Below are 15,494 nucleotides of genomic sequence, written 5' to 3'. Positions count from 1 at the left end.
CGCCCTCAGTGATTGCCACTTCAGTGATTGCCACTTCAGTGATTGCCACTTCAGTGGTTGGCGAAGAACTGCCAGATTGTGGGGGTGGCTGCCAGGGCGGTGGAGGGTGGGTCGAGGTCCAGGAGGTCGATGGCTGCCTGGCTGGGGCCGGGAGCCCCGGGCCACTGGTGTCCGGCTCCGGCGATCGTGATCAGTTCGACGGTGCGGCCTCCGGGGCAGTCGGCGGTGAGCCGGGTGACCACTTCCTTGGCGCTCTCTTCTCCGGTGTCTCCACCTTTGGCGGGTGGTGGAGTGCTCGCTGTGGAGGTCGGGGCGGGGCAGTTGTCGGTGGCTCGCCAGGAGGCGATCAGGTCCGGGACTGCGGGGCCGTCGAGGTTGAGGGGGATGCGGCCGGTGCCGCCGTTGTGGCGTTTGCCGGGGCTGCCGTCGAAAGGGACGGAACGGTCGGCGGTGCCGTGGATGTGCAGGATGGAGAGCGGGGCTGGTCGGGGGCAGTCGCCGATCAGGGTGCCGGATACGGGGGCCGCCGCGGCGAAGAGGGTGGTGTCGCAGGCCAGGCGGTAGGCGAGCATCCCGCCGTTGGAGATGCCCGTGACATAGACGCGGGCCGGGTCCAGGGGTGCGCCCTGGGAGACCGCGGCGATGACGGATTTGACGAAGGCCACGTCGTCGACGTCGTCGCGGGCGGCGGGGCCGCAGCAGCCGGGGCCGACGTTCCAGGAGCGGCCCACGCCGTCGGGGTAGGCGACGAGGAAACCGCCGGTGTCGGCCTGGGCGTCCCAGCCGTAGGAGTTCTCGGCCTGTCGTCCGCTTCCGGCGCCGCCGTGCAGGACCAGCACCAGTGGGGCCGGGCGGGTCTCGGACAGGTTCTTCGGGCGGTACGTCCGATAGGTACGGTCGAGGTCGCCTACGCGCAGTTCGTGGGCCGTGCTGCCGACCGGGATCTGCCAGGCCGTCGGGGGCTGGGGCTGGGACGGGTCCGGGGTGGGATCCGTGGGTGCCGAGCAGCCGGAGACGAGCAGCGTTGCCGACATCAGCAGGGCGAGGGCCCGGGATGCAACGGGAGTGGGCATGGGGGCATCGTTCGCGCCGGATGTTCGGGTTCGGTTCGGATCGGGTTCGGCCGACAGCAGAGAAACGGGTCCGGCCGACAACTGAGAAACGGGACCGGCCGACTGCAGCGAAGCGGGACCGGCCGACAGCAGAGGATCGCGGCTTGGTGGCGTACCCGGGGTGTCGGTTCTTGTCTATTGGTTGAAGATCCAACCCGGTGTGGGACGGGTGCGGGCGACGCTTACCGTGAGTCGGTGGATGTCCGTCTCTGGTCTGTTGTCGCCGAGCCTGTGGCGCTGGCCGCCGCCGGGGTGGGTGCGGCGGCGCGGCAGGGTGGGCGGGCCGTGTTCGGGGTCGGCGCAGATGCCCTTGTGGTGATCGTCGACGGCGGGTTCCGGACCGCGGACGAGGTGTCCGTGTCGGGGCCGTTTCCCCGGCAGGTGGAGAAGCTGCTGATCGGGGACGGCGGGCGGGTTCCCGTGGTGGCGTTCGCGCGGCTGCCGGAGGGGTGCCTGGCGCTCGGCGGCGCGCGGGTGGTCCGGATGGGGCACCGGCGTGGCGTACTCCATGATCTCGGGCTTTATCTTGATGCGCCGCTCACCTACGACCTGCTGGATCGGGTACGCCCGACCGCGCCGCCACCGGCGCAACCCGACGTGGACTGGGTCGAGCTGTTGCCGGGCGAGCCGGAGGCGGCGCTGCAACAGTTCGTCGCCGGGTGGTACGGGGACCTGCCGGCCGCCGCCACGCCCGCGGGGGACGGGCCGGAGCCGCTGCGGGCGTTCTACCGGGCCGCCGCGGGGCGACCTGAGGTGTACGGGGTGTCCACCCGGATCTGGCCGGAACCGATCAGTTCGCCGGAGTTGCCGGAGGGGACGCTCGGTTTCGGGCAGGAGGGGGACGGGGTCTTCACCCTGCTCATGGAGGAGGGTGCGCGGAATCCGCCGGTCTACTACCACGGGCTCAGCGACCGGCCGCTTCGGGAACGGGAACGTCTCGCCGGGTATCTGCTGCTGTCCGCCCTGAGTCACGCGGCGATGGACTCGTCGCCCGGCGGCATGGCGTTCGTCGACAAGGCGCAGGTGAAACGGATCGTGGCGCCGCTGCGCAAGGTGCCGATGAAGCCGATGCGGTGGCCCAGCGCGCGGTCCCGGTTCTACGTCGGGCCGGGCATCGTGGTGCTGGTCGGTGACGACGACGCCGACTGGTACGAGGTGTACGTCGGCGCCCGGCACCGGTCGTTGCTGCGCCGTCTGCGCAAACTCGGCCTCGACTGGGAGGTGTTCGACGGCTGAGCCCGCAGTCCCCGGGGCGTTCGCCTCACCTCGGCGCCGGGACGGCCGATGCTGCGGCCATGTCCCTCCCGAAGCCGGAAGCAGCCGCCGGCCATCGCCGGTTCGACCTGCCGATGGTGGCTGTCCTGGTGCTCTGTGTGTTCCCGCTGAGCTGGTTCGCCGCCGGGGTGTCCCACCGTTGGGAACATCCGCTGATCGGCTGGCTGGCGTTGCCGCTGCTGCCGGCCCTCGGCTGGTACGAGTGCCGGCGGACGTCCCGGGACGCCCGGCTGGACCGGGACACCCGCCGCTTCTGGGCCGGGTTGTCCGTCGGCGCGGCGCTCCTCGTGCCCGCCTCGATCGGCAACATGGCCGACGTGTCCGGCGGGACGATCCCGGTGGAACTCAGCCCGTTCACGCTGATGATGTTCGGCGCGTCGACGGTGGTGGTGATGTGGACCCTGCTGCGGCTGCCCGCCTGGCAGCGCAGCTCCGGCGACTGGCTGCGGTTCGGCCTGGACACCGGCATCGTGCTGCTCACCGGGTCGGTGCTGATCTGGCATCTCTCGCCGGAGTCCGGGCATCCGGCCGAGGTGTCCCTGTCGGCGCTGATGGTCACGCTGGTGTCGGTGCTCTGCCTGATCCCGTTCGTCAAAATCGCGTTCGCCGGGGCCGGACAGTTGGACCGCCGTTCGCTCTGTCTGCTGGCGGCCGCGGTCGCCGCGTCCGGGACCGCCGGGGCCCTCGCGCCGGTCCTTCCCGGCACGCACCTGACCAGTGGCCTGCTGGCGTACCCGCTGACGCTTCTCGGGGTGGTCCTGGCCGCCCGCCGTCAGCGGCGGGCGGCTGCCGGGGGCGGGACCGTGCGTACCGCGCCGCGACGGTTCAGCCTGCTGCCCTACCTGGCCATCGCCGTGCTCTACGCCGCCCTGCTCAAGATCGAGATCCCGCGGGGTGGGGACGAGACGCTGATGGCGCTCGCCGTCACCGTCCTGACCGGGCTCGTCGTGCTGCGCCAGATCACCACACTGCGTACCAATGCGGCACTGCTCGACCGGCTGGATCACGAGGTCACCCACGACCCGCTCACCGGGATCGGCAACCGGCACGCGTACCTCGAGGAGGTCTCGGCCCGGCTGACCGCCGGCGAACCGGTGGTCGTGGCGCTTCTCGACCTGGACGATTTCAAGGACGTCAACGACCGGTTCGGGCACCACACCGGCGACGACCTGCTGCGCACCATCAGTGACCGGGTGCGGCGGCGGCTGCGCCCGCAGGACACCGTCGCCCGGCTCGGCGGCGACGAGTTCACCCTGCTGCTGCCCGGCATGGACGAGGCCGCCACCGAGGGACTGCTGCGCGGGCTGCTCGCCGCGGTGCAGGAGCCGGTGCTGGTGGACGGGCACGAGATGGCGCCCCGGGTCAGTGTCGGCGTCACCTCGGGTGTGCCCGGCGACTCCCCCATCGAGTTGCTGCGCCGGGCCGACGTCGCGATGTACGCCGCCAAGAGCACCGGCGGCGGCCGGCGCGCCTGGTTCGACCCGATCATGGACCAGATGGCCGACCTCGACGCCCGTCTCGCCGCGGACCTGCGGCAGGCCATCGCCCGCGACGAACTGTCCCTGGTCTACCAGCCGATCGTCGAGTTGCCCGGTGGCGGGCTGGCCGGGGTGGAGACGCTGGTCCGCTGGCGGCACCCGGAGCATGGCATGGTCTCGCCGGCGGTGTTCGTGCCGCTGGCCGAACGCAACGGCTACATCGTCGAGCTGGGCCGCTGGGTGCTGGAACACGCGGTCCGGCAGACCGCCCGGTGGCGTGCCGAGCACGGTGACACCGCCCCCGGCAAGGTCAGCGTGAACGTGTCCGCCCGGCAGCTCAGCGAGCCCGGTTTCCCGGAGGAGGTGGCGGCCCTGCTGGCGGCGGCCGAGCTGGACCCGGCGCTGCTGGTGGTGGAGGTGACCGAGACCGCGGTGATCGGCACCGGGATCGCGTTCGACGCGGTCCGGCGGCTGGACGCGATGGGTGTCCGGATCGCGCTCGACGACTTCGGCACCGGACACTCGTCGCTGAGTCTGCTGGTCGAGTGCCCGGTCAGCTGGCTGAAGGTGGACAAGTCGTTCGTCGACGGGGTGACCATGCAGAGCCCGCAGGCGGTGATCGTCGACGGCCTGATCGGGATCACCCGGGGCCTGCGCATGCACGCGGTCGCCGAGGGGGTGGAGACCGCGGACCAGGCGCGGCGTCTGCACGAGGCCGGTTACCGGTTCGCCCAGGGTTACCACTTCGCCCGTCCGATGCCCGCAGCCGATCTGACCGCGCTGCTGACCACGCAGGAAACGGTCAGCGTGTCACTCTCCTGACCGATGTGTCAGTCGGGGGAAGGTGCGCATGACGGTTCGGCAGAAGCTGCTGGGCGGATATCTGCTGGTGGCGCTCCTGGTGGCGGCCACCGCGCTGATCGCCTGGCACGCCGAGCAGGCGTCGGCTGAACGGGCCGCCGCCCAGGAGGCCGTGCAGCTGGCCCAGTCGGTGGCGCTGGACATCGCGCAGGGCTATCCGACCGCCGAGGCCAACGACATCCCGTCGCCGCTGTACTACACGCCGACCGCGCTGCAGCGTTATCTCGAGCGGATGCACACCGTGCAGCACCGTGACCTGCTGGTGGTCGACTACGCCGAGTACATCATCGCCGACGTCGACGCCACCACCGTCGGCTCGGTGTACCGCGGCGACACCGGGCACCAGGTGACCGCGACCATCGCCGACGGCACACCCCGGGTGTTCGTCGAGGGCGGGACCGTCAAGCAGGCGGTGGTGCCGCTGTACACCGCGGCCGGCATCACCCTGGGCGCGATCATCCTGGAGTACACCCCGCTGTACGAACAGATGGTCGGCGGCGCCCGGCACGCCCAGATGATCATCCTGGTCAGCGCGCTCGTCACCACCGGCCTGGTGCTGCTGCTCGGTTTCCTGGTCGGCGGTTCGGTGACCCGCCGGATCACCTCGCTGACCGGCGCGGTCGGTGTGATCCGCAGCGGCGACTACACGCACCGGGTGCCGCCGGACGGCCGCGACGAGATCGGCCGGCTGGCCCGGGCGTTCAACGCGATGGCCGAACAGCTGGACCGGTCGGCCCGGGAGATCCTGGCCAAGGAGTACACCGACAGCATCCTGGCCAACGCCGGCGAGGGGATCTGCGGCGTGGACGGCGCCGGGCGGATCGCGTTCGCCAACGAGGCGGCCGGGCGGATCACCGGCCTCGGCGTGCACGGGCTGCTGCAACGGGAGGCCACCATCCTGCTGCCGGAACCCGGCGAGACGCTCACGGTGGGCACCCGCGAGGCCCGGGTGCAGCGCCCCGACGGTACGGCGGTGCATGTCGAGTACACGGTCAGCGCCATCGAGAAGGACGGCCGGCCGATCGGCGCGGTGATCGTGCTGCGTGACGTCAGCCGGCAGCGGGCCCTCGAGTTCGACCTGCGGCATCAGGCCCTGCACGACGGGCTGACCGGTCTGCCCAACCGCAAGCTGCTGCTGGACCGGGTGGAGCACGCGCTGGTCCGGACCCGGTCGGCGGGTGAACGGATCGCGGTGCTCTACCTCGACCTGGACGGCTTCAAACGGGTCAATGAGAGCCTCGGGCACAACAACGGCGACGTGCTGCTGCGGACCGCGGCGGAACGGATCGCCGCGCTGGTCCGGCCGCAGGACACCGTGGCGCGGCTGGGCGGCGACGAGTTCGCCGTGCTGCTGGAGCCGGCCGACGCGGCGCTCGCCGAGGCGGTGGCCCGCGACTGCATGGACGTGCTGTCCCGCCCGTTCCTGCTGCACGGCCGGCAGGCGCAGCTCACCGTCAGCATCGGGACGGTGGTCGACGCGTCGGACGCGGCGGACGCCGACGAGGTGGTGCGCAACGCGGACGTGGCCATGTGCGCGGCGAAGGAGCAGGGACGCAACCGGTTCTGCGTGTTCGAGACCCGCATGCACGAGCAGTTGCTGCGCCGGCTGGATCAGGAGGCCCGGCTGCGGGCCGCGGTCGGGCGCGGCGAACTGCGGGTGCACCTGCAGCCGGTGGTGGACATGCCGGGCTCGCAGATGGTCGGTGTGGAGGCGCTGGTCCGCTGGCAGGACCCGCAGCGCGGGTTGCAGGCGCCGGGCTCGTTCATCCCGCTGGCCGAGGAGACCGGCATGATCGTGGACATCGACCGGTGGATCCTGATGGAGGCGTGCCGGGTGGTCCGCGGATGGCAGGAGGAGGATCCGCGGACCGCGCCCGCGTTCGTCAGTGTCAACCTGTCGGCCGCCAACCTGGAACAGCCGGACCTGGTCGATCAGGTGCGGCACGTACTGGCGCAGACCGGTCTCTCCCCGCACTGCCTGGTGCTGGAGCTGACCGAGACGGTGATGATGCGCGACATCGCGGTGACCTCGGAACGGCTCGGGGAGATGCGCGCGCTCGGCGTCCGGATCGCCATCGACGACTTCGGCACCGGGTACTCGTCGCTGGGTTATCTGCGGGACATCCCGGTCGACGTCCTCAAGATCGATCGGTCGTTCATCACCGGGCTGGTCGGCAACCTGCGCCAGCAGGAGCTGCTCACCGCGGTGCTGCAGCTGGGGCACACCCTCGGCCTGCGGGTGGTGGCCGAGGGTGTCGAGGACGCCGAGCAGTTCACCCTGCTCACGATGATGGGCTGCAAGTTCGCCCAGGGCTACTTCATGGGACGGCCGGAGCCGGCCGAGCAGTTGGCCGCCCGGCTCTCGGCCGCCACCGTGTGATCACTTCTCGACGAACACCGCCACGGTCCGGCCGGGGACGGAGAGGACCCCGTCGGTGACCGACGAGGTGCGAACCAGCGGATCCGCGGACGCCGCCTGCACCGGGTGCAGGGCGACCTTCCTGCCGGCCAGCGCCGGGACCCGTTCGGTGACCGTCGACGGCGTGGCGTTGAAGACCACGGTGATCGACTGCCACTGCCGGTCCAGGCCCCGGCCGTCCAGCCGCATGGTGATCACCCCGGGGGTGCCGGCGGCCGGGAACGACAGCCGTTTCTGCACCTCGGCGGCGGTCGGCAGGCCGAACACCGGCGACGACCGGCGGATCCGCAGCAACTCCTGGTAGCGGGCGTCGGCCGACCCGATCGTGGCGCAGTCCGGTTTCAGGGCCGGGTCGGCCAGCAGCGGGCGGGCGTACCCCCACTTCGTCTCGTTGTCCGCCCGCGGCGGCAGGCCCTTGCCGAACCCGTTGCCGGCCGCGCAGTCCCAGAGGATCTCGTTGAACCAGTCCCCCGAGTCGTAGGAGTTGCGGTCGAGCGACTTGGACCGCAGGCGCTCGCTGCCGGCGGTGACGAATCCGGCGCCCTGCCCGAGCGCGGTGGTCGCCAGCGCCACCGACTGGGCCCGGGACCGTTCGGCCGCGGTGGTGCCCTGCGGCAGCTTGTAGGCGAGGGCGTCGTAGAGGATCTCGTTGTCGTGGGCGTCCACATAGGTGATCGCCTCGCCGGGCGCCGCGGTGTACCCGGCCGGCACGCCGTTGTAGTCGACCTGATCGCCGCGGACGGTCCCGCCGGTCACCGAGGACGGGAAGCGGTAGCCGGCCAGGTTCCCGGACAGACCGACTTTGATCAGGTCCTGCTGGTGCAGCAGACGGGCCTGCTGCTCGGCCGCGGTGCCGTTCACCGGGTCGCCGTTGGGGGCGCCGGCCAGACCGGAGGCGAAGCCCTGCACCCGCGGATTCTCGTCGAACGGTCCCCCGCCCCGGACCGCGTCGCGCAGCCGGTCGTTGAAGGTGCCGATGCCACTGCCAGCCAGCTCGGTCTGGGACGCCTGGACGAAACGGGCGTTGTCCGCCACCTCTCCGAAGTTCCAGCCTTCCCCGTACACCAGGATGTCTCTGCCGTTGATCCCGTCACGGGCTAGGGTGAGCCTGTCCAGGGCCTTGCGCACCGCCAGGATGTTGCCCAACGGATGGTGGCCCATCAGGTCGAAACGGAAACCGTCCACCTTGTACGCCTTCGCCCAGGTGACGACCGAGTCGACGACCAGCTTGCCCATCATGGTGTTCTCCGGTGCGGTGTTCGCGCAGCAGGTCGAGTCCGCGACCGAGCCGTCGTCCAGCAGCCGGTGGTAATAACCGGGCACGATCTGGTCGAGCACCGATTTCTGGTCCGTCCCGGCCGCCGCGGTGTGGTTGTAGACGACGTCCATCACCACGCGCAGGCCGGCTTTGTTGATCCCGGTGACCATCGAGCGGAACTCACGGATGCGCTGGTCGGGGTCGACGGCGTAGCCGCCCTCCGGGACCGTGTAGTGCAGCGGGTCGTATCCCCAGTTGTATCCGTCGGTGGCCGCGACCTTCGCGATGCAGTCCTGCTGCTGATCGGAATCGGGCGGCAGCGCTGCCAGGGCACAGGGCGGACGCTGCTGATCGGCGCGCCGTTCCGGGATGGTGGCGAAGTCGAAGGCCGGCAGCAGGTGCAGGTGGGTGACGCCGGATCCGGCGAGCGCGGCGAGATGCGTCATCCCCGCCGTCCCGGGATCGGTGAACGCCTCGAAGGTTCCCCGCTTCTCGGTGGAGACCGTCGTGTCGGCGATCGAGAAGTCCCGCACCGACAGCTCCGAGATCTGCGCCTTCGCGGACGCCTGGGCGGCCGGTTTGCGCAGGGTCTTCCAGCCTTCCGGCGCGAGCGCCGGGTCGGTCAGGTCGGTGAGGCGGCTGCGGGCCGAGTCGGTCGAGACATTCGTCGAGTACGGGTCGGAGACCGATGCCGTGACGATCCGGCCGGACGCGGGTTGCCAGGCGGTGACCCGGAACGTGTACTCGGCGCCGGCCGGGGCCCGTGCCGACCAGATTCCGGTCCGGTCGTCGCGGGTCATCGCCACCGCCCCGGGGTGGAGCTCCAGGTCGACGTTCTGCGCGGTGGGCGCCCAGACCGACACGGTGTCGCCGTGCGGGCCGAGCGTGGCGTCCGCGGCCGGCGCGTAGAGGTCGTCCAGCGCCCCGGCGAGTTGCACGCCGGTCGCCGAGAGCAGCTTGCCGTCGGCGTCGCGTTCGGTCACCACGACCTGGCCGCGCAGGATGTCCTTGACGTCGTTCTTCCCGGTGAGCGTGAAAGCGCCGTGCTGCCACAGGTGCGGGAAACGCTCCCGCTGCGCCTCGGTGATCCCGGTCCGGCGGGCCGACAGCCGGGCACTCCGGTAGGCGCCGGTCAGCTCCCCACCGGCGACGCCGATGCCGCCGGTCCGCGACCAGACCAGGTCGTAGACCCTGCCGTCGGTGTTCGCGCCGACCGGCTCCAGGGTGCTGCCGGTGCCGGTCTTCCAGGCGATCGTCGACCGGTCCATCCAGACCGCCCGGGACTTCGCGACGTCGATCTCGCCGGCCCCGGCCACCGTCTTGACCAGCGGCAACAGACGCGTCTCCTGACCGGCCAGCAGCCACACCTCGTGTCCCGCCCGGGCGAGGTCGAGCGACTGGTCGGTGGGCAGGTCCTTGGTGTCGCCGTTGTGCAGGATGTAGCTCAGCGAGGTCGCCCCGGCCGCCAGCGGCACCTCGAACACCGCGCCGTAGGAGTCGATCCGGGACGGGAGCAGCGGGCTCGCCCAGTCGGTCGGGTTCGCGGCACCGGACCAGACGTGCAGACCCCAGCCGTCGTAGTTCCCGTCGGCACGCCGCCAGTGGATGACCGCTGTCGAATCGTCCGCGGGTGGGCCGGGATCCGCGGACTCGTGGATCGTGGGGTCACCCTGCTTCAACCAGATCTCCGGGTGAGCGCCGACGTCGATCGTCCGGTCGGCGTCGACGTCCTTCACCCCGTCCTTGTCCACCACGATGAAGCCGACACTCCGGGCGCCGGGCTTGAGCTTGACGTACGCGAACCGCCCGTAGGAGTCCTCGCCGGCGAACGGCTGCCCGGCCGGCCAGGTGGTCGTCATCGACGGGTCGACGTCACCCCGGACGTAGAGGCCGTAGTCGTCGTAGTCGCCCGCCGGACGCTGGTAGTGGACCACCGCGTACCCGGCTGAGGTGGTCGGTGCCGGGGTGCCGACGGCGATCTTCGTGGTGGCCTCGGCGAGGCGGCCCCGGCTGTCCCGGACGACCGCCTTGTATCGGACCTCGGTGTTGCCGGCCAGACCGGTCAGGTCGTGGTGGATGCGGTACGGGGCGCTGGTCGCGGTGCCGAGCAGCTGCCACGCGCCGCCGGCCACCTGGGCGGCGAAGGTGACGGTGGCCAGCGGGTCGGTGGTTCCGGTCTCCGCGACGATCTCGGCGCGGGTGGTGTCCCGGGGTGCGGTGAGGGCGATCGTGGGTGTTTCTGTGGGGATCTTTACCTTTTGGCCTTGGTAAACCGCAGTTGATAGGGCGGGGACCGTGATGGTGATCCTGTTGTTCGCCTCGATCCTTCCGTTGTTCCCGTAGATCGCGGTGAACGTGCCGGTGGTCGACGTCGGGAACGTGACGGTCTGCGCGGTGGTCGCGTTGTTGACCGCGACCACGTACTCCGTCCGCTTCGACCGGTCGAACCGGGAGGTGGCGAAGACGCCCTGCCCCTCGGCCGCGTACCGGGTGACCTGCACGCCGTCGACCAGCGCCGGATGCGCCCTCCGCAGCTTCGCCAGGCCGGCGATGGTCCGGTACACCGGATGCGCGGTGTCGAAGTTGTCCACCGCGTGCGTCCGGTCGGTGCCGATCAGGTCGTCGTCCAGGTACTCCGCGGTCCGGCTGGCGAACATGTCCTGCCGGGCGTCCCGGTCACCGCCCGGCCCGGTGAAGCCCTGCTCGTCACCGGAGTAGACGACCGGCTGGCCGCGGGTCAGGAACATCAGCTCGTGCGCCAGCTGATCCCGCTTGAGCTGCGTCTCGGCGGATGCGGCAGCCGCGATGAACGACCCGATCCGGCCCATGTCGTGGTTGCCGAGGAAAGTGGGCAGACGGTCCGCGCCGGTGTCCCGAGCGGTGTAGAGGTCGTCCTCGGCGTACAGACCCTGCAGGGCGGTGGCCGGGCTCGCCCCGGTCACGAAGCCCTTCGCCGTCTCCTGGAACGAGAAGTCCAGCGTCGCGGGCAGACCACCGCGCCGGACGTAGGTCGATTCGATCTCCTGGTCGGCGCTGTAGACCTCGCCGAACATGAAGAAGTCCTTCTTGCCGGCCTTCGTCGCGGCCGCCTCGATGCCGGGCGCCCACTGCTGCCAGAACTCCAGGTTGGAGTGTTTGACAGTGTCCAGGCGATAGCCGTCGATGCCGGTGTCACCGATCCAGTCGGCGTAGATCTTCGTCATGCCCCGGACGACCTCGGGGCGTTCGGTGAACAGGTCGTCGAGGCCGTAGAAGTCGCCGTACTCGCTGTTCTCTCCGGCGAAGGTGGAGTCGCCGCGGTTGTGGTACATCGTGACGTCGTTGAGCCAGGCCGGGGTCTTGGCCGTCCGATCCGAGGCCTGCGGATATATCGGCGTATAAGGGAACTTGCCGATCGGTGGGAAGGTTTTCGCGGTCGCGTAGTTTCGATCCTCGAACGGTTGGCCCTCGGCGTCCACATAGGGCTTCCCCGACTTATCCACGTACGCGTAAGAGTTTTCCGCATATTTGATGACGTCGGCTGTGTGGTTGACGATGATGTCCAGGAAGATCTTCATGCCCCGGGCGTGCGCGAGCCCGACCAGACGCTTCAGGTCGGCGTTGGTGCCGAAATGCGGGTCGACCCGGGTGAAGTCGGTGATCCAGTACCCGTGGTACCCGGCTGACACGTCGTCACCCGTACCCTGCACCGGCTTGTTCTCGAAGACCGGGGCAAGCCAGATCGCCGTGGTGCCCAGCCCCTGGATGTAGTCGAGGCGGTCGATCACACCCTTCAGGTCACCACCGTGGTAGAAGCCCTTGTCGGTGGGGTCGAGACCGGTGGTGAGCCGGTCGCCGGTCAAGCCGCCGGTGTCGTTGCGCGGGTCACCGTTGGCGAACCGGTCCGGCAGGACGAAATAGAACTGTTCACCGCCGGACGGCCGGTCAGGCCGGTCGGAGCCCCAGGAGGCGATCACTGCCGCGCTCGGGTCGGCCTTTGCTGCGGCCTCTGCTGCGGACCCCGCTGCGGCCTTTGCTGCGGCCCCTGCTGCGGCTTTTGTTGCGGCCCCTGCTGCGGCTTTTGTTGCGGCCCCTGCTGCGGCTTTTGTTGCGGCCTTTGTTGCGGCCTGCGTCGCGGCCGGCTCCGCGGTCGCGGCGGCGGGAACGGCGATCACGGGAAGAAGGAGACCGAGCAGCGCGGCACCCAGCCGGCCGCGTCGGGACAGGTTCGGCGCCACAACGCACCTTCCGATTCGAAGACATAGACAATCGCGTATCGGTTCTGTTGCCGGGACGTTAGCAATCCCTTGCAGCGTTTGGAAGGCCTTTCAGCGCCGTGCCGGGGCAGACCGCCGAGCACTACAGTGGGACCATGCGTGCGCGAATGGCCGATATCGCCAAACAGGCCCAGGTCAGTGAGGCGACGGTGTCGCGGGTCATCAACGACCGCCCCGGCGTCTCCACCGAGACCCGGCAGGCCGTGCTCACCGCGCTCGACGTCCTCGGCTACGAACGCCCGGAACGCCTCCGCAAGCGCAGCGCCGGCCTGGTCGGCCTGGTCGTCCCCGAGCTGGAGAACCCGATCTTCCCGGCGTTCGCGCAGGTAATCGAGTCGACGCTGGCCCAGCACGGATACACGCCGGTGCTCTGCACACAGACCCCCGGCGGCGTCACCGAGGACGAATACGTCGAGATGCTCCTCGACCGGCAGGTCTCCGGCATCGTGTTCGTGTCCGGCCTCTCCGCCGACACCACCTCCGACCGGTCCCGATACCAGCGGCTGCTCGACCGTCCACTACCGATCGTGCTGGTCAACGGCTTCGCCGCCGGCCTCGAGGCGCCCTTCGTGTCCTGCGACGACCGGCTCGCCGGCGACCTGGCCGTCTCCCACCTGCTCGCACTCGGCCACCGGCGGATCGGCCTGATCTCCGGCCCGAACCGGTTCGTCAACACCCAGCGCAAGATCCAGGGCTACCGCGCCGCGATGGAACGGGAGACCGGCCTCTCCGGCGCCGACGTGGACTCGTGGATCTCACTGACCCTGTTCGGCGTGGAAGGCGGCGAGGTCGCCGCCGACCGGCTGCTCGCCCAGGGCGTGACCGGCATCGTCTGCGCCTCGGACATGATGGCGCTCGGCGCGATCCGGGCCGCACGGCGCCGGGGGCTGCGGGTGCCGGAGGACGTGTCGGTGGTCGGCTTCGACGACTCTGCGCTGATCCCGTTCACCGATCCGCCGCTGACCACGCTGCGCCAGCCGGTGACGTCGATGGCGGTGGCCGCGGTGCGCTCCCTGGTCGACGAGATCAACGGGCATGGGGCGCCACACTCGGAATATCTCTTCCACCCGGAACTCGTCGTGCGCAACTCGACAGCCATCGCACCGGCCCACGCGTCCCTGGCAGCGCCCGCCTAGGGCCGCATCGGCCCCGGTCGGCGGCTACCTGCCTGGCCTCCCGCGCCTGGGGATCCGGGTGTATCGGCCGGGCGGGAATGCCACCACGGCGCGGGTTGACCTCGGAGGCTCAGGACACGGGAAGCGCGAACGGCATGGCGGCACGTCACCGCCGGGGTGTGACAGCCGGACTCAGCGGGGAACGACCTGCTCGACGGCCCACTGACGCCAGTTGTCGAGCTTGTGCTCCACGACGGCGAGCTGGTCGGCGACCGGGCCGGGACCGGTGGAGCCCGGCGTGGTGCGGGCGGCCAGCGCCGAGGAGACCGAGAGGACCTCGCGCACCGACGGGTCGAGGTGTTCGCTGACCGTCTTCAGGTCGTCGTCGGTGACGTCCTCGAGCTCGCAGTCGCGGGCCGAGCAGAGGGCCACCAGCTTGCCGGTGATCTCGTGGGCGTCGCGGAACGGCACGCCCTTGCGGACCAGCCAGTCGGCGACCTCGGTGGCCAGCGAGAAGCCCACGGGTGCGGCGGCGGCCAGGCGGTCCACCCGGACGGTCATCGTGGAGATCATCCCGGCCAGGGCCGGCAGCAGGAGCTCCAGGGTGTCCACCGCGTCGAAGACGGGCTCCTTGTCCTCCTGCATGTCCCGGTCGTAGGTGAGCGGAAGGCCCTTGAGCATGGTCAGCACCGCGACCAGGCCGCCGACCAGGCGACCGCTCTTGCCGCGGGCCAGCTCGGCGATGTCCGCGTTCTTCTTCTGCGGCATGATCGACGACCCGGTGGCGAAGGCGTCGTCGAGCTCGACCCATCCGAACTCGGTCGAGGTCCAGAGGACGATCTCCTCGCCGAGGCGGGACAGGTGCACGCCGATCAGCGAGGTGATGAAGAGGAACTCGGCGACGAAGTCACGGTCGGCGACGGCGTCCATCGAGTTGGCCGCCGGGGCGGTGAAGCCGAGCTGCTTGGCGACGGCCGCCGGGTCGAGCGGCAGGGACGAGCCGGCGAGCGCGCCGGAGCCCAGGGGGCTGATCGCGGTGCGGACGTCCCAGTCGCGCAGACGCTCCAGGTCGCGCAGCAGCGGCTGGACGTGCGCGAGCAGCCAGTGGCCGAAGCTGACCGGCTGCGCGTGCTGCACGTGGGTCATGCCCGGCGCCGGGGTGTCGACGTTGCGGGAGGCCTGCTCGGTGAGCGCGTCGGCCAGCTCGATCAGCGCGACGGCCACGCCGCGGGCGTGGTCACGCATGTAGAGCCGCAGGTCGGTGGCGACCTGGTCGTTGCGGGACCGGCCGGCCCGCAGTTTGCCACCGAGCGCGCCGAGGCGCTCGAGCAGCCCCCGCTCCAGGGCGGTGTGCACGTCCTCGTCCTCGATCGTGGGACGGAACTCGCCGGCCGCGCAGGCGGCGTCGAGGTCATCCAGCGCGGCGAGCATCCTGCCCAGCTCGTCGGCGTCGAGCAGGCCCGCGTTGGCCAGGACCCGGGCGTGCGCGCGGGAGGCGAGCAGGTCGTAGGGCGCCAGGCGCCAGTCGAACTGGACGCTCACGCTCAGCCGGGCCAGCGCCTCGGCCGGGCCGCCCGCGAAACGCGCTCCCCAGAGCCGCGTCGGCTCGTCGCTCTCCGGCACACCGTCTCCTCGGTCGCTCACTGTATTTCCCTGACCCTATCGCTGAGAGCCTCATGCATAGCGTGAGGCCTGGCTGCATAAAAATACTATCAGCATG

The 15,494-nt window shown here is 70.6% G+C and carries 7 protein-coding genes; 4 read left to right on the top strand and 3 right to left on the bottom strand.

The features are described 5' to 3' along the window. Positions 1-50: 50 nt before the first annotated feature. Positions 51-1,073, bottom strand: coding sequence for an extracellular catalytic domain type 1 short-chain-length polyhydroxyalkanoate depolymerase (locus tag QSK32_RS39320; RefSeq protein ID WP_285474777.1), 1,023 nt, complete (start codon positions 1,071-1,073; stop codon positions 51-53). A gap of 234 nt (positions 1,074-1,307) precedes the next feature. On the opposite strand from QSK32_RS39320, the gene QSK32_RS39315 reads away from it, so the two are divergent. Genes QSK32_RS39315 through QSK32_RS39305 form a run of 3 tightly spaced genes read left to right on the top strand, consistent with a single transcriptional unit; the run spans position 1,308 to position 7,106 of the window. Then, the gene (locus QSK32_RS39315) at positions 1,308-2,348 is read left to right on the top strand and encodes a hypothetical protein (protein WP_285474776.1); all 1,041 of its coding nucleotides are present in this window, start codon (positions 1,308-1,310) and stop codon (positions 2,346-2,348) included. Between the two features lie 59 nt (positions 2,349-2,407). Then, the gene (locus tag QSK32_RS39310; RefSeq protein WP_285474775.1) at positions 2,408-4,687 is read left to right on the top strand and encodes a putative bifunctional diguanylate cyclase/phosphodiesterase; all 2,280 of its coding nucleotides are present in this window, start codon (positions 2,408-2,410) and stop codon (positions 4,685-4,687) included. A 28-nt stretch (positions 4,688-4,715) separates the two neighbouring features. Beyond that, complete coding sequence (locus tag QSK32_RS39305) at positions 4,716-7,106, top strand: bifunctional diguanylate cyclase/phosphodiesterase (RefSeq protein ID WP_045743136.1); 2,391 nt, start codon at positions 4,716-4,718, stop codon at positions 7,104-7,106. Here QSK32_RS39305 and pulA read toward each other — a convergent pair whose 3' ends face one another. Then, positions 7,107-12,359 (bottom strand): pullulanase-type alpha-1,6-glucosidase, encoded by a 5,253-nt coding sequence (pulA, locus tag QSK32_RS39300; protein WP_285474774.1) that lies wholly within the window; start codon positions 12,357-12,359, stop codon positions 7,107-7,109. It lies immediately after the preceding gene. Positions 12,360-12,754: 395 nt separating this feature from the next. On the opposite strand from pulA, the gene QSK32_RS39295 reads away from it, so the two are divergent. Then, positions 12,755-13,795 (top strand): LacI family DNA-binding transcriptional regulator, encoded by a 1,041-nt coding sequence (locus QSK32_RS39295; protein ID WP_045743214.1) that lies wholly within the window; start codon positions 12,755-12,757, stop codon positions 13,793-13,795. 171 nt (positions 13,796-13,966) lie between these two features. Here the strand turns inward: QSK32_RS39295 and argH are convergent, their stop codons facing one another. Next, complete coding sequence (gene argH, locus QSK32_RS39290; protein ID WP_045743138.1) at positions 13,967-15,418, bottom strand: argininosuccinate lyase; 1,452 nt, start codon at positions 15,416-15,418, stop codon at positions 13,967-13,969. Positions 15,419-15,494: the final 76 nt, after the last annotated feature.

It is taken from the genome of Actinoplanes sp. NBRC 101535, assembly GCF_030269225.1.
GTDB classification, from domain to species: domain Bacteria; phylum Actinomycetota; class Actinomycetes; order Mycobacteriales; family Micromonosporaceae; genus Actinoplanes; species Actinoplanes rectilineatus.
Note: the sequence above shows the minus strand (reverse complement) of the source record. Positions and strands in the feature narration are given on the sequence as shown.

Bases quoted from the DNA above. Each gene is read 5' to 3' on its own strand.
- QSK32_RS39320 (WP_285474777.1), bottom strand. From the start codon at position 1,073: ATGCCCACTCCCGTTGCATCCCGGGCCCTCGCCCTGCTGATGTCGGCA.
- QSK32_RS39310 (WP_285474775.1), top strand. From the start codon at position 2,408: ATGTCCCTCCCGAAGCCGGAAGCAGCCGCCGGCCATCGCCGGTTCGAC.
- QSK32_RS39305 (WP_045743136.1), top strand. From the start codon at position 4,716: ATGACGGTTCGGCAGAAGCTGCTGGGCGGATATCTGCTGGTGGCGCTC.
- QSK32_RS39295 (WP_045743214.1), top strand. From the start codon at position 12,755: ATGCGTGCGCGAATGGCCGATATCGCCAAACAGGCCCAGGTCAGTGAG.